This window comes from Pseudoalteromonas sp. T1lg24, from assembly GCF_002964745.1.
Classification (GTDB): domain Bacteria; phylum Pseudomonadota; class Gammaproteobacteria; order Enterobacterales; family Alteromonadaceae; genus Pseudoalteromonas; species Pseudoalteromonas spongiae.
Genome location: NZ_PQCB01000006.1, coordinates 766,082 through 785,665, shown reverse-complemented (window position 1 = coordinate 785,665; position 19,584 = coordinate 766,082). Strand labels below are relative to the sequence as shown.

Below are 19,584 nucleotides of genomic sequence, written 5' to 3'. Positions count from 1 at the left end.
AGGTGTGGCGGATGTGCAATGTGGAACAACTTTAGTCGTATTCTTAATATACTCTACGTTGTTTGTGCGCTATGGGCGTGTTTTGTTGCCTATTGGTTCTTAGAAAGTCTCACCGCTGTTATTGTGTGCGGTGCAATTGCCGCCATATTACTTCTGTTATTTATCCACCGCGCGTCATCCGGCGCGCTATTAAAACTGCCTCCGCAAATTTCATTTAAACGCCAAGCTTCCCCTGTTTATGCATTAAACAGCAATGCGTTTGATGTGTTTGTATTGGTTAGTGGTGCATCTATTAATAATTTGCAGGAGTTAGGTGAGCGCTTAAAAAACGCATTCGCCAGTGACTTTGTATCTTGCAAGCAACTTAAAGGCGAGCGTATAAGCATTACTATTAAATGCCCAAATGTGTGCGATGAAAGCCGATTTAATACACTTTTTAGTGACGTTATGGCGCAGTATAGCGACATTGCATTTGGTGCTTGTTTGTATCGCGAGCCGTGTCAGCAGTTGAATGTATATCAGCTTGCAGAGCTTGCATTAGCTATTGCGAAAACAAAACAGCATGACCCTTGCCACACCCTAAAGCTAAATCAAACTAATCTTGCGCTATTGCAATATTCGCTGCCAGATATGCTGAGTGACTTGTTAAATAAGCAGTTTTTACTGGTTTTTGAGCCGGTGTTTAGTGTGCATGGTGAGGCTTTGTTATTTCATCAAGTTGGCATTACGATTCGCCATCAAAAAATTGGATTGTGTGATGCCAAACAGTGTTTGTTGGGCTGTATTGAGCCAGATAAGTTAATTGCGCTCGATTCACATTTAATGCACCAGCTAATTAAAACACTTGCACAAGACCCTGGTAGCGAACCTGTCTCTTTGTGTTTAGATCTTTCTACTTGGCAAAGTGCTAATGCAATAAATGAGCTAGTGAAATTGGTAGAGCAAGTGGGGCATACCCAAGTGATCCGTTTTTCATTGCCTGAAAGCGTATTCGTTAACGAATTTGATAAAATCTCAGCACAACTTAAATTTGTTAAAAAGCATAATATTGCTATTTTGCTCGAGCATTGTCATGGTGCATTATTAGCAGTGCAAAAAGGCGTGAATTATTTAACAGGGATAAGTTTAGATAGCGATTGCTTTCAGCTGCCTCATGAACAACAAGAGAGCTTACTGACCGCCGTTGCTCATTTTGCCAATCAATACCAGTTGCAGTTATACGCAAATGGCGTAGCAAATAAATACCAACTTAACTTGCTTGCAGAACATCATTTTTCTGGTGCTAGTGGGCGCTACTTTCAGCAAGGCGAAAGCAATATTGCACTGGGATTAAACTAAATCCCTCCAATTGAGGTTGTTAAATTAGCTTTCGGTATTTCAGTCCTGTTAATCCTTGTAAGCCACCGGTATGAATCGCCATGATACGGGTGTTTGGTTTAATAATACCTAGCTTTATTTGGCTGAAAATTGTGAATAGTAATTTTCCAGTGTAAATGGGCTCAAGTGGCAACTGCGCGCGCATGCTTTGGCAAAACTGCCACAATTCATCTGTAAATTTACCGTAGCCGCCATAGTGATATTCGGTGAATAAATGCCAATTATCTTGTTGTTTAGCTTTTAGACTGAGCTTTCGGATTTCATCGTTTAAATAATTTGCTTGTTTCAATACCGCAACACCATAAATTTGAGTACTGTTGGGAAGGCCTTCAATCAACCCTGCTAAGGTGCCGCTACTACCCACAGCACACCAAACTTGATCAGTGGGTGGCAAGCTTTGTGCGAGTTCTATTACACCTTTCATTGCGAGTTGGTTGCTACCACCTTCTGGAATGATTAGGCTGTCTGGGCGCTGTGTTTGTAACTCAGATAAATAATCTTGATCATAACGCTTTCGGTAAGTAATGCGATTAACTGGCGTTAGTTTTACGCCGCAAGCGCTGGCGAATTTTAAACAGGGGTTGTTAGCATCAAGTTCTGGCCCGCGTACAATTACTTCTGTATTAAACCCAAACAAGCGCGACGCGCCCGCTAACGCATATAAATGATTTGAAAAAGCGCCTGAAAAACTCAGCAAGTTGGTTATTTTGTTTTTATGCGCATAGTGCAGGTTGTATTTAAGTTTGCGCCATTTATTACCGCTTATTAACGGATGTGTCAGGTCATCGCGCTTCACAAATAGGGTGATGTTATTTTCAGCTAATATGGGATGCGCAATTTTTTGCACTGGTGTTTGATCAATATTTAGTTGGAAATCAATGCTCAAAGCACGAAACTCCTTGCTTAGGTTGGTTTGCTTGCTACACTAAGAGCAATAGCGCGTTTGATAGATAACATATTAAATAATAACAAATATGAAGAATTTATTGGCTCGAATTCCGTGGTTTAACAAGAATAATGATGGCTCACTGTTAGCTGGCATCTATATTGCGAGCGATAAAGTTGTATCTGTTATTCTGCATCGCGTTTCAGATAGTTTCGAAATTAAGCATACGGTAGTTGAAGCGTTTCAAAGTGAAACGGAAAAACTACCAGCATTTAATCGAGTGTTAGCGAAACTTCCCGCGGGTGCACAAGCGTGTTTAGTTATGCCCGAAAGCGCATATCAATGGGTGCAAATTGAAAAGCCCAACTTACCAGAACAAGATATCGTGACATCGTTACCTTGGACGATTAAAGAATTAGTAAGCTTAGAACCTTCCGATATTATCGCGGATTATTATGACGCATCGTTAAAACAAGGTGGGCAAAATAAAATTAATGTGGTGGTAACAAGCCGTACCTTGTTAATGCCAGTGCTTAAATTAATTAACGACAACGATATTGACCTACAAACCATTACTACCCAAGAAATGATGTTTTGCGACTTAGTGACGCAAGATAATGCTGCGCATATGTTGGTTTCGCAGCAATTTGGCAACGAGCCAAGCATTCATATTATTCGTGATGGCGAGCTATTGTTATCGCGTAAGCTGCGTGGCTTAATTCCACTGGCTGAGCAACCATTAAACCAATTGAAACTCGGGCTACTTGATGCACTAGGGTTGGAATTACAGCGCTCACTCGATTATTTTGAAAGCCAGCTAAAGCAACCTCCAATCAAAAGTTTGCAGTTGGCAATTCCAAATTTTGAAATTAACGGCATAGCGCAAGAGTTGAGTCAGTTTTTTCCAGCAAAAGTACTCGCGTTTGAACCACGCTTAGCGCTCTGTTTACAGCAAAACACTGAAGTGCAGCTAGCGATTGTGGCGGCATTATCTCAGGACTTGCGAGGTGACAATGAAGACTCGCATTAACTTATACTTAGATGAGCTAAAACCGAAGCGTGAGTTTTTTACGCTTAATAATATTGTGATGTGTTGGGGTGCTCTAATTATTGTGTTGGTGCTTGTTAGTATATTATTCGCGCGTTTTGAACATACATCGAAACAACAGCTGTTATCGCTACAAAGCAAATTAGACCGCACTAAAGCTGAGCTAACTCAAGTGCAACGTGAATTAGAACGAAAACAAGATAAATCGCCAGTATTACGCCGCATTGATAAGAAAAAACACGACATGCTTGAAATGCAAAAGTTACTACAATTTATGCAAGCGAAATCAAAGCAAGCTGAATTTGACTACGCACAAGTGATGGTTGATTTGGCTAGTAATACGCACAACGAAATATGGCTTAAATCGTTCCATTTTGTTGGTAACGATATTCAATTAGTAGGCGAGGCGACACATGGCTCGGCTATTCCTGAATGGTTGAATGGCCTGAAGCGCTCAGAATATTTTGAGGCAAAAACCTTCTCGTTACTTGAATTTGATAAGCAAGAAACCGGTGTTGAGTTTCAAATTGCCACCCAATATAGCGGTCAAGGAGTGCAATAATGAAGGATACTTGGCAGCAGTGGTCAGAAAAACTCAGCACGCTAGAGCAACGTGAAAAATTACTGGTATTTTCAGTTGGCTTGTTTTTGATTGGTTACTTAACCATTTGGTTTGTAATTTCGCCGCTGCAAACTGCATATTCAAACAATCAGCAGCGAATCACTAATTTAACTAATCAACAGCAAAACAGTGAGCGACAATTAGTGGTGCTGAAAGACGCGCTGAGCAAAAGTTATGTGCAAGAGTTGTTGCAACAAGAGCAATCTCTTGAGAGTGAATTGCAGCAAATTAATCAGCAACTGGCTGATTTTAGCCTTACGTACATCTCGCCTGAAGATATGGCATTGGTATTGCAAAAAATTCTGCGTAAGCATAAAAATATTCAACTTTCGCGTTTTAAAATAAACCCAGTAGAAGCGATTTATGTCACTTCAAGCACTCCTGCTACGGCACAAGACCCTCAGGGTGAAGAACCTCTAGCACCGCGAGAAGTCGCGTTTTATCAACACACTATGTTGATAGAGCTAGAGGGTGAGTATTTCGCGCTATTAAGTTATTTAAAACAAATTAAGAAGATTGAAGAAAAGTTATTTATTCAAGAATTTGATTACCAAGTGGACGAGTATCCGACAGGTAAATTGACATTAACCATTGCTACTGTAAGTGCGAATGATAAATTTATTGCGTTATAACCTTATTTTAATCTGCATGTGTTGTGGCTTTTCGCTGTCGGCAAAAAGCCTGCAAGATCCAACACGACCAAAAACACACGAAGCGAGTAGTGTGGTTGCTAACAGTACGCAAGCAGATAACGCACTGGTGCTGCAATCGGTGTTTGTAAAAAAATCAGGCAACTTAGCGGTTGTTGCTGGGCAAATGGTAAGAATTGGCGACCAAGTTCAAGGCTATAAAGTGATTAAAATAACACCGGACTCGGTGACACTAGAGCAAGGTCAAACTAACAAGGTATTGAGACTTTATCAGCATGAAATTAAAAAATAACATTCTAAAAAGTTGGCTGGCAGTTTCAGCGTTAATGGTGTCTGGTTGTGAGCTTACGTCAGAGCCAACATTAAAGCCGCATATTCAACAAGAACTCAATGCGAAACCACAAAATACTGCAAACGAGCAGTTACCTACCGAACAAGCGCCAGAAGGTTTTGAAGAAGAGTTACTAGCTTCTGTAGGAACCAGTGTTTCATTACCGAAAGAGTTTGAAATGACGCGCTTTGATGTAAATGCCAATAAAGTGTCTATTAATGAATTCTTCGCGGGGTTGGTTGCCGATACGCCGTATAGTGTTGCGCTACATCCAGAGGTGGAAGGTGAGATTTCACTTACTTTAAAAGACGTCACTATGGATGAAGTGACAAAAATTGTATCGCGTTTATACGGCATTGATGTATTTCGTGAAGGCAAAGTAGTGCAAGTATTGCCAGCAAAAATGCGTACAGAGTCGATTCCGGTAAACTATTTAATGATGAAGCGCAGCGGCTTATCTACGGTAAGCGTTGTTGCTGGTGGCGTGAGCCAGTTTGATCAAGGCGGCTCAGGCGGTAATGGTAATTCAGGCAGCAATAATTCGAGCAACAACCAAAATATGGGTGGTAATAACACCTTTGGTGGTGGCTCTAATATGCAAATTAACGGTGCAAGCATTCAAACCAGCAGTGAAACTGATTTTTGGAAAGATCTGAAGCTGGCGATGGAATCTTTAATTGGTAAGGGCAGTGGTCGTTTTGTTATTGTTAGTCCGCAAGCAAGTTTAGTGACTGTCAACGCGTTACCAAGTGAAATTGCAGCGCTAAAAGAGTTTTTAAAAGCCAGTGAAGATAGCTTGCAGCGCCAAGTTGTGCTTGAAGCTAAAATTATTGAAGTAACCTTAAACGATGAATATCAGCAAGGGGTTAATTGGTCAGAAGTGTTAGGCCATATTGGTGCGACTGATTTAACTTTTTCAACCACTGCTGCAGCGCAAGTTGGCAATACTATTTCATCGCAATTAGGTGGTGTGACTAACTTAGTCTTTAAAAATGCTGATTTCAGCGGTGTGATTAACTTGCTTGAGACACAGGGCGATGTGCAAATGCTCTCTAACCCACGTGTAACTGCAACAAACAATCAAAAAGCTGTGATTAAAGTGGGTGAAGATGAGTATTTTGTTACAGAAGTATCGAGCACCACAGTAACGGGCAATGCGACAACTACGTCACCAGAAATTGAACTAACGCCGTTTTTTTCAGGTATTGCACTTGATGTAACACCGCAAATTGATGAGTTTGGTTCGGTTATTTTACATGTGCACCCATCGGTGACCGAGACCGAAGAGCAAAACAAAGTGGTGACATTAAACGATCAAGACTACGTTTTACCGCTAGCGCAAAGTAACATTCGTGAATCCGATACCGTGATCCGCGCAGGCAGTGGCGAAATAGTGATTATTGGTGGCTTAATGCAAACTTTAACCACAGATCAAGAATCGAAAACGCCAGTTTTAGGCGATATGCCGATTTTAGGAAATCTATTCAAAAGCGTGCGTCGCGTACAAAATAAAAAAGAGCTTGTCATTCTTATTCGCCCAACCGTGGTGATGGCAGATACTTGGCAACAACAGCAGCAACGTAGCCTTAAGTTGTTGAATTCTTGGTACGGTAAGTAATGTATCTATCGCACTTCGGTTTGACCGAGTTACCGTTTTCGCTAACGCCCAATACGCAGTTTTATTGCGCGTTAGCTCCTCATAATGAAGCCATGGATGTACTGATTACCGCACTCAATATGGGTGAGGGCTTTATTAAAGTTACGGGTGAGGTTGGTACCGGAAAAACTCTGTTATGTCGAAAGCTGCTCAATAGCTTTGATGATTCAACCATAGTAGCGTATATCGCCAATTCGTATTTAAGCCCTGATGAGCTGCGTTATGCGATTGCCAACGAATTACAAATTGATATTAGCAGTGATTTAGATCAGCAATCGCTTAGCCAGAAAATTCAAGACCAACTGTTAGCATTAAATCATCAAGGCAAACGCGTTGTTTTGATTATTGATGAAGCACAGTGCTTAAGTTGGGATGCGTTGGAAGCGGTGCGGCTATTTACTAATTTAGAAACCGAAACACGCAAATTGATTCAAGTTGTGTTATTTGGCCAGCCTGAGCTCGATAGCCGTTTAGCGAATCAAAAAGTGCGTCAGTTACGACAGCGTATTAGCTTTTCATATACCTTACGCGCTATGACCAATGCTGAAGTGGCTTATTACATTCGACATCGGTTAGAAGTTGCGGGAGCCGAGCAAGCGAAAGAGCTTTTTTCTAATAAAGTGTGTTTGCTGATTGCAAAAGCGAGTCGCGGTATTCCACGTTTGGTTAATTTGTTAAGTCATAAAGTGCTTATTCAGGGTTATGGTGAGGGTACACAAAAAGCCAAAGTAGGCTATGTGTATAGCGCCGCGCAAGACACAGAAGATTGTCGCTTAAGCCGCTCACGTATTTGGCCAATGTACTTAGCTTTGTTGCTAGTAATAGGTACGGCGACATGGTTAATTGTTAAGGAACAACTATGAGTGTACTGAATAAAACGCTCAAGGGGTTAGAGCAAAGGCAAACCGAAGCCGCATCGAGCGCAGAGCGAGAACAAACAGTAAATGTAACACCAATTTCAGATATTGGAGAAAAACTGCATAAGTTAGCAATTCCAGTATTAGCTGTGGTGGCATTATCGCTCGTTGGTTATGTAGTTTATAAAAAAGATCTGGTTCAGCATTTTTTTGTAAAATCGCCAAATGCTGCTGAAAGTACTCCTGTGGTTACTGCTAGCAACGAAAAGCCAGCTGTAAGTGAGCCCATAAGCGAAACGCCAAATCGCATGCTTGAACAGGAAAATGAACAAGCAAATCAACAAAGAAATGAGCAAGTAGCTGAGCAATCTAAATCGCTAACAGCTCAATCATTACCGCAAGCAGAGCAAGTAACGCAAACTATCGACGTGAGTAATGATACAACTGCCACACAAGCTCCCCGCGTAGCGTCACAAAAAGTGGTGCCTGCTGAGGAGGAAACACCGCCCGTTCAGCTTGTAGAACGCGAAAAAGTGCGACCAACTGAACGTCAAACGACGATGAAGCAAGTTACTAAGATAACAGCAACGCAACAGGCAAATGAACATTTTCAAGCCGGAAAAAAAGCCTTCACGTTTGGTTTGGTGAGCGAGGCAATTGCTGCGTTAGAGCAATGTATTGCGGTACTTAATGAACATATTGAGTGTCGTAGCTTATTGGCCGCAGCGTTTTATGGCCGCCAAGAAACCGTGAAAGCCAGTAATGTACTTGAGCAAGGTTTAAGTTTAAAACCCGACAGTATGGAGTGGCGCACTCTACTGGCGCGCATTTACGCGGATAACAAACAATATAACGAAGTACTGAGTGTATTGCCGCAGCGCTATGAAAGCCAAGGTGATAACGATTTTTGGATATTAAAAGGCTTAGCTGCGCAGCAATTAAAGCAACACGAAGTGGCTTTGCGCAGTTTTAAAAAATTAACGCTATCGCAGCCTGAGCAAGGCAAGTGGTGGTTAGCAATGGCGCGTTCCGCTGAATTTTTACAACAGTGGCAAAATGCGATGCAATATTACACAACAGCGACGCAAATTGGCAATTTGTCGCCTGCATCACAGCGTTATGCTGTTGAGCGTTTACAGTTTATAAGAGGTCGACTCGATGCGTCCTAGGTTAAAAATGCGATTAGGTGATTTGTTGGTTCATGAACATATCATCTCGGAACAACAACTCAACGATGCGCTTCAAGCACAAAAAATAACGGGGCGAAAGCTTGGTGCTACATTGATTGAGCAGCAAGTGATTGAAGAAACTCAGTTACTACGCTTTTTAGCACAGCAACTTAATGTTGCGTTTGTAAACTTAGACAATGAAAAGCTCGATCCAAAGGTGGTTAAACTGATCCCTGAGGTTTACGCTCGTCGCTTTAGAGCGCTGGCATTAGCAGACCTTGGTGAGTCGATTCAAATTGCAATGAGTGATCCGGCTGATTTATCGAGTTTAGATCAGTTGGCACCTATTATTGCGCCAAAACAAATTGAAATCGTTGTTGCACAAGAGCAGCAAATTCTTAATGCATTCGATAATTTATATCGCCGTACCCAAGACATAGAAAGCTTTGCATCACAGCTGCAAGAAGAGTATCAAGAGACCGAAGAGTTTGAGCTTAATGCGCTAGACGAAAACACCTCAGATGCCACGGTTGTAAAATTACTGCAGTCGATTTTTGAAGATGCGGTGCAAATGCGTGCGTCGGATATTCATATTGAACCTGATGAAGGCATTTTACGCATTCGTCAGCGCATAGATGGCATTTTGCATGAAAACACCCTTGATCAAGTGGCTATTTCAGCGGCATTGGTACTGCGCCTTAAGTTAATGTCGGGCCTTGATATTTCAGAGAAGCGTTTACCGCAAGATGGTCGCTTTAATATCACCATCAAGGGTCACAATATTGATGTGCGTGTTTCAACCATGCCGGTGCAGCATGGTGAGTCAGTAGTAATGCGTTTGCTCGATCAGTCAGCGGGCCTATTAACCTTAGATGAAACCGGTATGCCTTTAAAAGTGCTCAATAAAATGCGTACTGCGCTAAAGCGACCGCACGGCATGATTTTAGTTACAGGACCAACGGGCTCGGGTAAAACCACAACACTTTACGGTGCATTAAGTGAGTTAAACCAATCAAGCAAAAAAATCATTACCGTTGAAGATCCTGTGGAATATCGATTACCACGCATTAACCAAGTTCAGGTAAATAGTAAAATTGGGCTAAGTTTTGCATCTGTATTACGTACCACACTTCGTCAAGACCCTGATATTTTGATGGTAGGTGAGATGCGGGATCAAGAAACGGTTGAAATCGGTTTGCGCGGTGCGTTAACCGGTCACTTAGTGTTATCAACATTGCACACCAATGATGCGATTACCAGCGCCATGCGTTTAATTGATATGGGAGCGCCGAGTTATTTGGTAGCAAGCTCTTTACGTGCGATTTTAGCGCAGCGCCTAGTGCGTCGTGTATGTGATAAATGTGCCAGCGATTATACGCCTGATGCACAAGAACTTGCTTGGGTAAATCATATCAATCCTCGCTTTAGCGGTGCTCAGTTTAAATTAGGCAAAGGTTGTAACAGTTGTAACCAAACTGGCTATCGTGGCCGGATTGGTGTGTTCGAATTACTAGAAATGAACGAGCCTATGATGGACGCTCTGCGTTTAGCTGATACACAAGCATTCTCAGAAGCGGCACGCGCAAACCCAGAGTTTGAACCTTTATCAGTGATGGCATTGGATTATGCAAGTCAAGGCATTACCTCACTTGAAGAGGTGTTTAGAGTGGCTGAAAGTTTGCCTGAGTTAGTAGGTTAAGCCGATGCCGTTTTTTGCCTATCAAGCAAAAGATAAACAGGGCAAACCGGTTAACGGTGAGCTTGAGGCGCATGATGATAATGCGGCTGCAGATGTACTATTGAGGCGTGGGTTAATACCGCTGTCTATTAAACCTAGCACTGGTGAAAAAGAGGGCGAAAACTCGCCGATAATGGCGTTTTTCCAGCCTAAAGTAACCCTTGATGAGTTGATTGTTTTTTCAAGGCAAATGTACTCGTTAATGAAAGCCGGTATTCCGATTATTCGGGCAATTGTTGGCCTTGCTGAAACCACTACACACCCCGTTTTTCGCGATGCTTTGCTCGATGTCGCAAAACAACTTGAACAAGGTCGCAATTTATCCGCGGCATTTGCCAGTCACAAAAAGATATTTAACCGCTTAATGGTATCGATAGTGGTAGTGGGTGAAAGCACAGGTAAGTTAGAAGATGCGTTTTTGCAACTTGCGACGTATTTTGAACAAGAGCACGAAACTCGTAAACGCATTAAAGCAGCTATGCGCTATCCAACGTTTGTGGTTATTGCGTTGGCAATTGCGATGTTTATTCTAAATATTTTCGTTATTCCAACCTTTGCTGAAATGTTTGCAAAATTTAATGCCGAGCTGCCATTAATGACGCGAATTTTAATTGGCACATCTAACTTTTTTGTAACGTATTGGCATGTGCTTTTACTTGGTATTTTAGGTGTTTTTATAGGCGTTAGAAGTTACCTAAAAACACCGGTAGGTAGGCTGAAATGGGACAGAGTAAAGCTTAGAATTCCCATTGTGGGCGGTATTATAGAACGCTCATTACTGGCGCGCTATAGCCGCTCTTTCGCTATGATTTTGCGCGCAGGCGTCCCCATGACAACAGGCCTTTCACTTGTCGCAGAAGCGATTGATAATGCCTTCATGGAAGAGAAAGTAATTGATATGCGACGCAGTATTGAAAAAGGTGAAAGTTTACTGCGAGCATCGAAAAACAGCGAACTGTTTACTCAATTGGTATTGCAAATGGTTGCTGTAGGTGAAGAAACCGGGCGAGTCGAGGAGTTATTGCAAGAAGCCGCGGAATTTTACGAGCGTGAAGTGGATTTTGATTTAAAGAGTTTAACCGCCAAAATTGAGCCAATTTTAATTTCAATTGTGGCCGGTATGGTGCTTGTTTTAGCCTTAGGTATCTTTACGCCAATGTGGGATATGATGTCGGCAATTAAAGGACGATAAATGTGGCAGATACGCAGGAATCTAGCACAGGGTTATATCGCTTTATTATCATACTGATTGTTTTTTGCCTGCTTTACTGGGTGTTGGCAGGAAAAATGCTAGGCTTATATGATGAAGTAGAACAAGTAGTTGCAAAGAAATCTAAAGATGAGTTTGTAACTAGCATCAATCATATTAGGCATCAATGGATGCGAGATAAGCAAAGCGAAGTTGAAATGTCGTTGGTCGCACAGTCATCGCTAAGTCGCGAAGGGGTGTTAAAAGCTCGTGTTAACCGTAATGGATTTGTAACCCATGTAGTTACATCATCCAAAGCGCAATGTGATGGTTTGTTCGAAAACTTACAGTCGATTGCGTTGTCGGATGTTAACAGTGTAGAAATATTAGATCACGGTCAAATAATTGGCTGTAAATACTATAAAAATTCAGTTTTACTATTTAAGTACATGTTCTTAAATGGCATAGTGAGCAATAGTTAGAGCATAAATGTAAACTTTGGTTACAATTAAGTCGTCGAGGCGTCAAATGAAGAAAAATCTAGCAAAGAACACAGGTTTTACATTAATCGAAATGATTATTGTAGTGATAATTTTAGGCTTATTGGCCGTGACGGCATTGCCGCGCTTTATTGATATTCAAGAAGAAGCGGAGCGCTCAACGGTTGAAGGCGTTGCTGGTGGTTTAGCCGCTGCAGTTGGCCTAGTACGTGGTCAATGGGAAGTGTTAGGTCGTCCTGACAATAACACCACCATCAACTTTATTGATTATGATACAACGCGTGTCGGTATTGACCCAGATATTGGCTACCCAACATCAGGTGTGGACGCTGCAAATAATGAAGTTGCAGGTTCAACTGAAGTAACTGCGTTAAATACAGCAAAATGCCAAGCAGTATTTAATTCTGTACTGCAAAGTGCGCCGTCAAGTACAACATCTGCGGCCGCTGCGACAGTTGAAGAAAATACGTATTTAGTGCGTTTTGTTAATAATGGCTCGGTTGATGGTGCAAGTGATACTTGCCTATATTACTTGGTTAGTGCGTTAGACTTAACAGCCTTACCTGGTAACGCGTTAGACACTAATTTACGTGGTATTGAATACTCTCCAGCAACTGGCGTAGTGCGAGTTTTTGGTAACTAATTATAGGCTTTAAAGAGGTAAGTAATATGAAAAAGCAAACAGGTTTTACATTAGTCGAATTAATTATCGTTATTGTAATTTTAGGTATTTTAGCAGTAACAGCTGCACCTAAATTTTTAGATTTACAAGGCGATGCTAATGCTTCGACTATTCAAGGTGTTGCAGGTGCAGCAGACAGTGCAAGCTCAATCGTTTACGGTAAATCTGTGATTGCAGGCTTACAGAAGCAAGCTACAGGTACTATCACGGCTGACACAGGTGAATCGATCGGCTTGGTATATGGTTATCCAGACGTTGACCTAACAGGTAGTGCGGCGTCGGGCATTGTAGTAGCAATGGACGTGAATGTTGCTGATTTAAACAATGGTGGAACTGCAAACTCTGCTGATTTTAATTTTAATGTGGTTAGTGGTGCAGGTGTTTTTTATGCTAATGGTTCAACAGAGCCAACAGCTGTGACTGATGCTGGTTGTTTTGTTTGGTATGCACCAGCTACGCGTACTGGTACTACACCTAACTTTGTTTATAATGCCGCAACTACAACGGTTCAAACAAACGATTGTTAATCGACTTTGTGATTTTAAATGAAACAACAAGGTTTTAGTCTTGTCGAGCTAATTATAACCTTGGTAATTTTAGGCACCTTGGCGGTAACCGTGGTGCCTAAATTTTTTACAAACGAAAGTTTTGATAGCTTTGAGTTCCGCGACAGAACCCTTACTGTATTGCGCACTATGCAACTTCGCGCAATGCAAAATACTAATAATACTTTATCCCACAAAGTGTGTTTTAGTAGCGCTCAAATAGCACCTGCAATGACCAATAATTGCGCTAACTTAGCGCTCGACTTTGCCTATCTTGTTGTCAATATTCCAACTAATAGCACAGCAACACGTATTCAAACTCTTGATTCAAATAGTGCCAGTTTTACTGAGCTAGAGTTTGATGATTTTGGTAGACCAAATTTAAATTGCGCCGCAAATTGCAAAATCGATTTTGGTGAGGCGGATATTTGCATTTCTGCACAAGGTGGCATTTATGCATGTGAATAGGCTTAAGGGCTTTACCTTAGTTGAAGTGATTTTTGGCATAGTGTTAATGGCGATTGTGCTTACCATAGTAACAGGCCTGTTAGCACCACAAGCAAAGCAAAGCGCCGATCCCGTAATTCAAGTCAAAGCTAATGAACTAGGTCAGGCGATGATGAACGAGATTTTGGGGCGTTCATTTGACGAGAAATCACGACGCAGTCCTCCTTATACTCAATGTGGTATAGCATCAAGTTCATGTACTTTGCCAAGTGATTTGGGTTGTAATGACCCCGAAGAAAAAGATATTAACGGAAAATGTATTCGTAACAAACTTAACGATGTAGATGACTTTATTGGCAATTACCAAGCGGCAGATTTACAAAATAGCTTAGGTCAACCAGTTGAAGATCTATATCCTGGCTTTAGCCTGTCAGTTACTGTGGTTTACGATGATGATGCTAATGGTGTAGCAGATACATCTGGCGATTTTAATACCTTAAAACTAATCACGGTAACTGTGACAGCGCCAACAGGCGATGTATATGGTTTTTCTGCCTACAAAGGTAATTACTAATGAACCGCGCTAAACGAAAGGGTTTTAGCTTGGTCGAGCTGATAATTGTGATTGTTATTATCGGCATTGTGAGCATTAGCACGATGCAGTTTATAAAGTTTGGTGCACAAATTTATGCAACGGGCACAGAGCGTGATGAAGTGGTTGCACAAGCGCGTTTTGCCTTACTGCGGTTAAGTAAAGAGTTACGCCAAGCAACGCCTAATTCGATTCGAGTTCAAGCTGGTAATGTTTCAGGTCAAGCGTTCCAGTGTTTAGAGTTTACGCCGTTTAAAGCTAGCAGTATTTATGTCAATAACCCACCGCTTGATACCTCAAGTGCAGGTGATTTAATTGTTGTGGCGTTTAATAATGAAGATAAAGCGTTTGAAAATGATCGTGTCACCTTGTATCCACAAAGCCCTGCCGATATTTATGATTTGAGTAATAATCGCGTTCGCTTGTTATCGGCAGACCCGGTTGAAGAAGAGACAAATAAAACACAGCGTTGGTCATTTGATAATGGCTTTGCAGTTGCCTCACCCACGCAGCGATTGTTTGTATTGAATAACAGCCCAATTAGCTTTTGTGTTGAAGGTGATAGTTTGTATTATTATCAAGGTTATGATTTTGAAGTGAATCAGCCAACACCTTCGGTTTTGCATGTGCTTGATGGAGTGAAGGGCCAGTTATTAGCAAAATACATTTCAGATCATTTAGCTTTTGAGTTTAATGACGCAAGCTTAACGCGAAATGCTATTGTTAATATAAGGCTGGCGATGGGATTTAATAGCTCTGAATCCTTGGTATTTAACCATGAAGTGCATATTCCAAACGTGCCCTAGAGAAATGTATGACGTTAAGGTTTAAACAGCAAGGCAGTTTATTAATTACATCGTTATTTGTTGCTATTGTATTGTTGGCACTTGGATTAGCGCTTACCCGTGTGATTGAAGGGGGCGCGCAATCAAATGCGGTAGAGTACTATGGCTCTAAAGCGTTTTTGTCAGCGCAAAGTGGTGTTGAATGGAAACTCACACAGTTGTTTCCGCTGAATGCGCCAAACGGCGTATGTAATGCTGATGTGCCGCCAAACCATTTTAATGCAACTAAGTATATGGAAAATTGCCAATTTGTAGAGCTCTCATGTAGCTCGGTAAATAATGTGGCGGATGCAAATTCTCCAACCTCTAAGGTGACTGTGTATCGGATAACCAGTACAGTAAGTTGTGATTCTGGCCAGTGGACAACGCAGAGAAGTATCAATGTTGAAGCAAAAACACTTAACTAGCTTTTTCTATCTATTGCTGTTGCTTCCTAATTTAGTTTGGGCAAATTTACCTGCCTGTGAAGATGTATTTCCTTCAGGAATTGCAACGTTTAATAACGGCAGTGCAATTATTTTAAATAATGCAGAAATTAGCGGCCAAGCTAATAGTGTAATTGTTACGACCAATTTGGTAGATAGTAACCCCGATGCGTGTGGTTCAAAGTGTATCGCTTCGGGCACGAATGCTGAAACCATTCAAGAACCAAGTTTATTTAACCCTCAAACCAGTATTCCAAGGAACGGTAAGCTCTCTGGCGATTATTTATTTACAGGTTCTTTATCACTTAACCGTCCAAACTTACGTGTTACCGGGCCAACACGCATAGTTGTAAGAGGATCTTTATCTATTTTTAGTGATATTGATGTACCGCGCCCGGATGATTTAATTATTTACGTAGCTGGCAGTGTTGCAACTGCCAATAATGTTGAGTTTGGCGGATTTGTTTATTCACAAAGCCAAATAGATCTTGCATTTGGTGCTGAATTCGAAGGTGCGCTTACATCAGGCGCGTCGGTTAGTGTGGGCAACAGTGCCGAAGTAAGCTACGTAGCACCAAGTATATTAAATAATTTTACGGGTATTTGTGGTGCGACAACGGTAGACCCAAATGCGTCACCTATCGCGGAATTTCGTTTTGATGAATTTTCATGGTTAAGCGGTGTAAATAACCAAGTCATAGAATCAATTAACAGTGAACATGGCACGCCTTTTAATATTCAACCCGCAGAAGGAAAAATTTGTAATGCCGCATTTTTTGATTACGGTGTTAGCAATGGGCGAATTGATATTGATGAGGATTTACTCAGTGGCAGAGAGTTTACGATTTCGGCGTGGGTTAAAAGTAGTTTTTCAGGTAGCCAAGTACTAATTTCAGGGGCGCGTAACAATAATAATGCTAATGAATTAATTTGGTGGCATCCAAGCAGTACATTATTTGAGCCTTGGATCAAACAAGATCGCGCCTCACGCATTAGCATTCCAAACTTTTCAGATAATGTTTGGCGACATTTTGTTTGGCGTCGTGACGGTTCAACATCGTGCTTCTTTGTTAATGGGCAACAACAAGGCTGTGTATCAAATCACGATAGTGGTTCATTAAACATTAACTACCTAATGTTAGGGCAAGAACAAGATAATTTAGGTGGTGGGTTTGATGCTAGCCAGCGCTTTCGAGGCTTAGTTGATGAACTACTTATTTTTGATAAAGCGATTGGTGATACACAAATTCAAACCATCTATCAAAACCAAAACCAAGGCTTAGGCTGGGATGGAGCCGCGCGCGAACAATATTGTGACGCCAATGGTTGGTGGCAACTTGATCGTGATTTTTTAGACGCCAATTTAACTGATCCCCATGATTTAACCCCTTCGGGAAGTCCCACATTTTCAATAAGCTCACCTGGCCCGGCAAACACCATAGGCAGCCAAAGTACATGTGAATATGCAGAATTTGATGGAACCAACTACGCATCAGTTGATGACAGTGGTGATTTTAATTATCAAGAGCTAACCGTAAGTACGTGGGTTTATCCCACCGAAAATCGCGGTGGCCTGCGAAGTTTAGTATCTAAAGATGAGCATTTTGAATTCCATTTAGATTCAAATAATCGATTATTTTGGTGGTGGCAAAACGCCGCTCGACAAACGCGTTCATTTACCAGCTCGCGCACTATACCGCTTAATCAATGGACTCATGTTGCCGTTGTGTACAGATCAGGTTCGCAAATTATGTACATTAATGGAATTGCCGATGCCTCACGTAGTTACAGCGATGGGTTAGCTGATTCACCGTGTAAGTTTTTTATTGGCGTTGATGTAGGCACGAATACTTCAACACAGTGTGGCGGCATTCGCAGCGATCGTTATTTTAAAGGTAAGCTTGATGAAGTAAGAATTTATTCACGTGCGTTACAACAGTCTGAAATTTTAAGTGATATGAATACGGTACGTACGTGTGACAATGCGCCGAGTGTTGACCATTATCGCCTTACGCTAAGTGATAATACAGGGTTAACATGCGAAGCTGAAACCATGACAATTGAGGCATGTGCTGACGATACTTGCAGTAGTTATTATCCAAACCCAGCTACTGTATCGCTTTCCACCTCAGGTGGTGGCGCGTTAAGTTGGTCGCCAAGTAACCCATTTACGGTAAATGGTCGAGCAAATATTAGCTTAAATAATACCCAAGCAAGTACCATTAATTACGCGTTAAACACTAATGTAACGAATCCAAGTTCAGGGTTTAGATGTTTTGTCGGTGCAAACGAAGTGTCGCTTGCTAATTGTTATACCCAATTTGTGGATACGGGATTTAAAATCAGTGCCATTAGCGATCAAATATCTGGTGTGCCATATAGCGCGGAATTAATGGCGGTAAGAAAAAACGATAATACAGGCGCGTGTGAAAACATTTTTAGTGGCCCACAAACAGTCAACTTTACCAATAATTTTGTACAACCAAGTAACCCATCATCGATGGCGTTTACTGTAAATAATACGCCAGTAACAAACAACACACCTGTAACCGTTAATTTTGATCCAACTAATAACTATAAAGCGAATTTGGCGTTAAATTATCTTGATGCCGGTAGAATTAGTTTGTCGGCATTTGCATCAGCACCTAATGGAGCGAGTTTAACTGACACCAGTAATAATTATGTGGTGCGTCCTGAAAGGTTTAACGTCATTGTAGCCGGCGATCCGAACGCGTCTGATGCGGAAGACCCTGTATTTAAAATGGCGTCGGAAGATTTCAATATTCAAGTCGAGGCTCACAATGCCAATGGGGCGATAACGCGTAATTTTCGAAGTGCTGATATCACAGGAACAGTTGCGTTAACGCATAACTTACAGGCGCCGCAAGGGGGTATTGACGGTGTATTATCGCCTAATGCTGTGCCGGCTAATGGTTTTGTCTCGGGTGTCGCGACAATCACTGATGCAAAATTTAATGAAGTTGGGATTATTGAGCTACTTGCTAACCTTTCGAGCAGTAATTACTTAAACCATAGTGATGGTGGAGCTATCTCTGGCAGTAAAGCCAATGTAGGGCGCTTTATCCCAGCGCAATTTGAAATGACAGAGCAATCAATGACAAGTGCTTGCAATAGTTTTACCTATTACAGCCAGCCGTTTGATGAATTAAGTTACACCATTACAGCGCAAGATGTATTAGGTAACCGCTTATACAATTACACTTATAATGCAACTAGTACGCTTAATTTTGCCAAAGCGCGCATTGAAAACTTAATTGAAAATGATGATGCTGCGAATTATAAATCGGCAACACAACTTGCGCCGCGTTACAGTTTGAGTGCTGATGATGGTGTCGACTGGCAGCAAGGTTTGTATGTGGTGAATGTAAACAATGCCACGTTAGAGCGTGATAGTGCGCCGTCAATTCCAATGACGCAAGTGATTCCATTAGTGCGTTTAACCGACTCGGATGGCAAAGTACTCAACGATTTAAATCAAAATGCTAATCAACTTGCTGGTACAGCCGATAGTCGCGCTATTAACACTAATGTAATTGGCGGTGTTGAAATTATTTCGCCGATGGAAATGCGCTATGGTCGGTTAACACTTAGCAATAACTATGGCAGTGAATATGAACCGCTACAAATTCCAATGAAAGTTGAATATTGGGATGGCACTAACTTTGTAGTTAATACGTCAGACTCTTGTAGCGCATATAGCTTTGCTAATTTAGTGATTGAAGATAACCAACCGCTTAAAGTTAATGTAAGTGATAGTTTTGCCGCAGGTATCTATAAATCGGGTCGAGAGTTATTTTTGACTGCGCCAACGCCAACAGAGCAGCGTACTTATAATGTTGATTACGTAAGCCCAGAAAAGTGGTTGCAGTTTGATTGGAATAACGATGGCAACTATAACGATGTCAACGATAATCCTAATGCCGTGCTACAGTTTGGCCGTTTTAGAGGAAATGACCGCGTAATTTACTGGCGAGAAAACTAAGGCTTAGCATGAATCATTAGC

At 41.5% G+C, this 19,584-nt stretch carries 19 protein-coding genes; 18 read left to right on the top strand and 1 reads right to left on the bottom strand.

The window, feature by feature from the left end; translation table 11 throughout:
• Positions 1 to 18 precede the first annotated feature (18 nt).
• Positions 19 to 1,338 carry an EAL domain-containing protein gene (locus C2M30_RS06645; RefSeq protein WP_105171099.1) on the top strand — a complete coding sequence of 440 codons (1,320 nt, stop codon included), beginning with the start codon at positions 19 to 21 and terminating at the stop codon, positions 1,336 to 1,338.
• A 19-nt stretch (positions 1,339 to 1,357) separates the two neighbouring features.
• Here C2M30_RS06645 and C2M30_RS06640 read toward each other — a convergent pair whose 3' ends face one another.
• Positions 1,358 to 2,263: a 1-aminocyclopropane-1-carboxylate deaminase/D-cysteine desulfhydrase gene (locus tag C2M30_RS06640; RefSeq protein WP_105171098.1), complete on the bottom strand. Its 906-nt coding sequence runs from the start codon at positions 2,261 to 2,263 to the stop codon at positions 1,358 to 1,360.
• A gap of 88 nt (positions 2,264 to 2,351) precedes the next feature.
• Between C2M30_RS06640 and C2M30_RS06635 the strand changes: the two genes are divergently transcribed.
• From C2M30_RS06635 to C2M30_RS06555, 17 genes are read left to right on the top strand one after another with little or no spacing between them, the layout of a single operon-like run.
• Entirely contained in the window at positions 2,352 to 3,293 is a 942-nt protein-coding gene (locus tag C2M30_RS06635; protein ID WP_105171097.1) for a hypothetical protein, read from the top strand.
• Positions 3,277 to 3,873 carry a PilN domain-containing protein gene (locus C2M30_RS06630; protein WP_105171096.1) on the top strand — a complete coding sequence of 199 codons (597 nt, stop codon included), beginning with the start codon at positions 3,277 to 3,279 and terminating at the stop codon, positions 3,871 to 3,873. The genes C2M30_RS06635 and C2M30_RS06630 overlap by 17 nt, the downstream gene beginning before the upstream one ends.
• A complete protein-coding gene (locus tag C2M30_RS06625) occupies positions 3,873 to 4,565 on the top strand; it encodes a type II secretion system protein M (protein ID WP_105171095.1) in 693 nt (230 codons plus the stop codon). The genes C2M30_RS06630 and C2M30_RS06625 overlap by 1 nt, the downstream gene beginning before the upstream one ends.
• Positions 4,543 to 4,875 (top strand): hypothetical protein, encoded by a 333-nt coding sequence (locus C2M30_RS06620; protein WP_105171094.1) that lies wholly within the window; start codon positions 4,543 to 4,545, stop codon positions 4,873 to 4,875. The genes C2M30_RS06625 and C2M30_RS06620 overlap by 23 nt, the downstream gene beginning before the upstream one ends.
• Entirely contained in the window at positions 4,859 to 6,532 is a 1,674-nt protein-coding gene (mshL, locus tag C2M30_RS06615) for a pilus (MSHA type) biogenesis protein MshL (RefSeq protein WP_105171093.1), read from the top strand. Before C2M30_RS06620 ends, mshL begins: the two co-directional genes overlap by 17 nt.
• On the top strand, positions 6,532 to 7,434 hold the full coding sequence (locus tag C2M30_RS06610) for an ExeA family protein (protein WP_054978950.1): 903 nt from the start codon (positions 6,532 to 6,534) through the stop codon (positions 7,432 to 7,434). The genes mshL and C2M30_RS06610 overlap by 1 nt, the downstream gene beginning before the upstream one ends.
• Entirely contained in the window at positions 7,431 to 8,597 is a 1,167-nt protein-coding gene (locus tag C2M30_RS06605; protein WP_105171092.1) for a tetratricopeptide repeat protein, read from the top strand. Before C2M30_RS06610 ends, C2M30_RS06605 begins: the two co-directional genes overlap by 4 nt.
• Entirely contained in the window at positions 8,587 to 10,296 is a 1,710-nt protein-coding gene (locus C2M30_RS06600; RefSeq protein ID WP_105171091.1) for a GspE/PulE family protein, read from the top strand. The genes C2M30_RS06605 and C2M30_RS06600 overlap by 11 nt, the downstream gene beginning before the upstream one ends.
• Before the next feature lie 4 nt (positions 10,297 to 10,300).
• Positions 10,301 to 11,527, top strand: coding sequence for a type II secretion system F family protein (locus C2M30_RS06595; RefSeq protein ID WP_105171090.1), 1,227 nt, complete (start codon positions 10,301 to 10,303; stop codon positions 11,525 to 11,527).
• Positions 11,528 to 11,529: 2 nt separating this feature from the next.
• Positions 11,530 to 12,006 (top strand): hypothetical protein, encoded by a 477-nt coding sequence (locus C2M30_RS06590; RefSeq protein ID WP_105171089.1) that lies wholly within the window; start codon positions 11,530 to 11,532, stop codon positions 12,004 to 12,006.
• A gap of 46 nt (positions 12,007 to 12,052) precedes the next feature.
• Complete coding sequence (locus C2M30_RS06585) at positions 12,053 to 12,667, top strand: type II secretion system protein (protein WP_105171088.1); 615 nt, start codon at positions 12,053 to 12,055, stop codon at positions 12,665 to 12,667.
• 26 nt (positions 12,668 to 12,693) lie between these two features.
• Positions 12,694 to 13,233, top strand: a complete 540-nt coding sequence (locus C2M30_RS22035) for a prepilin-type N-terminal cleavage/methylation domain-containing protein (RefSeq protein WP_054978944.1) — start codon at positions 12,694 to 12,696, stop codon at positions 13,231 to 13,233.
• Between the two features lie 18 nt (positions 13,234 to 13,251).
• The gene (locus C2M30_RS06575) at positions 13,252 to 13,719 is read left to right on the top strand and encodes a type II secretion system protein (protein ID WP_105171087.1); all 468 of its coding nucleotides are present in this window, start codon (positions 13,252 to 13,254) and stop codon (positions 13,717 to 13,719) included.
• Entirely contained in the window at positions 13,706 to 14,272 is a 567-nt protein-coding gene (locus C2M30_RS06570) for a type IV pilus modification PilV family protein (RefSeq protein ID WP_105171086.1), read from the top strand. The genes C2M30_RS06575 and C2M30_RS06570 overlap by 14 nt, the downstream gene beginning before the upstream one ends.
• Positions 14,272 to 15,096 carry a prepilin-type N-terminal cleavage/methylation domain-containing protein gene (locus tag C2M30_RS06565; protein ID WP_105171085.1) on the top strand — a complete coding sequence of 275 codons (825 nt, stop codon included), beginning with the start codon at positions 14,272 to 14,274 and terminating at the stop codon, positions 15,094 to 15,096. Before C2M30_RS06570 ends, C2M30_RS06565 begins: the two co-directional genes overlap by 1 nt.
• An 8-nt stretch (positions 15,097 to 15,104) precedes the next feature.
• Positions 15,105 to 15,542 carry an agglutinin biogenesis protein MshP gene (locus tag C2M30_RS06560; RefSeq protein WP_105171084.1) on the top strand — a complete coding sequence of 146 codons (438 nt, stop codon included), beginning with the start codon at positions 15,105 to 15,107 and terminating at the stop codon, positions 15,540 to 15,542.
• Positions 15,517 to 19,563: a LamG domain-containing protein gene (locus C2M30_RS06555; RefSeq protein ID WP_105171083.1), complete on the top strand. Its 4,047-nt coding sequence runs from the start codon at positions 15,517 to 15,519 to the stop codon at positions 19,561 to 19,563. The genes C2M30_RS06560 and C2M30_RS06555 overlap by 26 nt, the downstream gene beginning before the upstream one ends.
• The last annotated feature ends 21 nt before the right edge of the window (positions 19,564 to 19,584 follow it).

Coding starts and splice junctions, on each gene's coding strand:
- C2M30_RS06645 (WP_105171099.1), top strand. CDS start 19: ATGTGGAACAACTTTAGTCGTATTCTTAATATACTCTACGTTGTTTGT.
- C2M30_RS06635 (WP_105171097.1), top strand. CDS start 2,352: ATGAAGAATTTATTGGCTCGAATTCCGTGGTTTAACAAGAATAATGAT.
- C2M30_RS06630 (WP_105171096.1), top strand. CDS start 3,277: ATGAAGACTCGCATTAACTTATACTTAGATGAGCTAAAACCGAAGCGT.
- C2M30_RS06625 (WP_105171095.1), top strand. CDS start 3,873: ATGAAGGATACTTGGCAGCAGTGGTCAGAAAAACTCAGCACGCTAGAG.
- C2M30_RS06620 (WP_105171094.1), top strand. CDS start 4,543: ATGATAAATTTATTGCGTTATAACCTTATTTTAATCTGCATGTGTTGT.
- mshL (WP_105171093.1), top strand. CDS start 4,859: ATGAAATTAAAAAATAACATTCTAAAAAGTTGGCTGGCAGTTTCAGCG.
- C2M30_RS06610 (WP_054978950.1), top strand. CDS start 6,532: ATGTATCTATCGCACTTCGGTTTGACCGAGTTACCGTTTTCGCTAACG.
- C2M30_RS06605 (WP_105171092.1), top strand. CDS start 7,431: ATGAGTGTACTGAATAAAACGCTCAAGGGGTTAGAGCAAAGGCAAACC.
- C2M30_RS06600 (WP_105171091.1), top strand. CDS start 8,587: ATGCGTCCTAGGTTAAAAATGCGATTAGGTGATTTGTTGGTTCATGAA.
- C2M30_RS06595 (WP_105171090.1), top strand. CDS start 10,301: ATGCCGTTTTTTGCCTATCAAGCAAAAGATAAACAGGGCAAACCGGTT.
- C2M30_RS06585 (WP_105171088.1), top strand. CDS start 12,053: ATGAAGAAAAATCTAGCAAAGAACACAGGTTTTACATTAATCGAAATG.
- C2M30_RS22035 (WP_054978944.1), top strand. CDS start 12,694: ATGAAAAAGCAAACAGGTTTTACATTAGTCGAATTAATTATCGTTATT.
- C2M30_RS06575 (WP_105171087.1), top strand. CDS start 13,252: ATGAAACAACAAGGTTTTAGTCTTGTCGAGCTAATTATAACCTTGGTA.
- C2M30_RS06570 (WP_105171086.1), top strand. CDS start 13,706: ATGCATGTGAATAGGCTTAAGGGCTTTACCTTAGTTGAAGTGATTTTT.
- C2M30_RS06565 (WP_105171085.1), top strand. CDS start 14,272: ATGAACCGCGCTAAACGAAAGGGTTTTAGCTTGGTCGAGCTGATAATT.
- C2M30_RS06560 (WP_105171084.1), top strand. CDS start 15,105: ATGACGTTAAGGTTTAAACAGCAAGGCAGTTTATTAATTACATCGTTA.
- C2M30_RS06555 (WP_105171083.1), top strand. CDS start 15,517: ATGTTGAAGCAAAAACACTTAACTAGCTTTTTCTATCTATTGCTGTTG.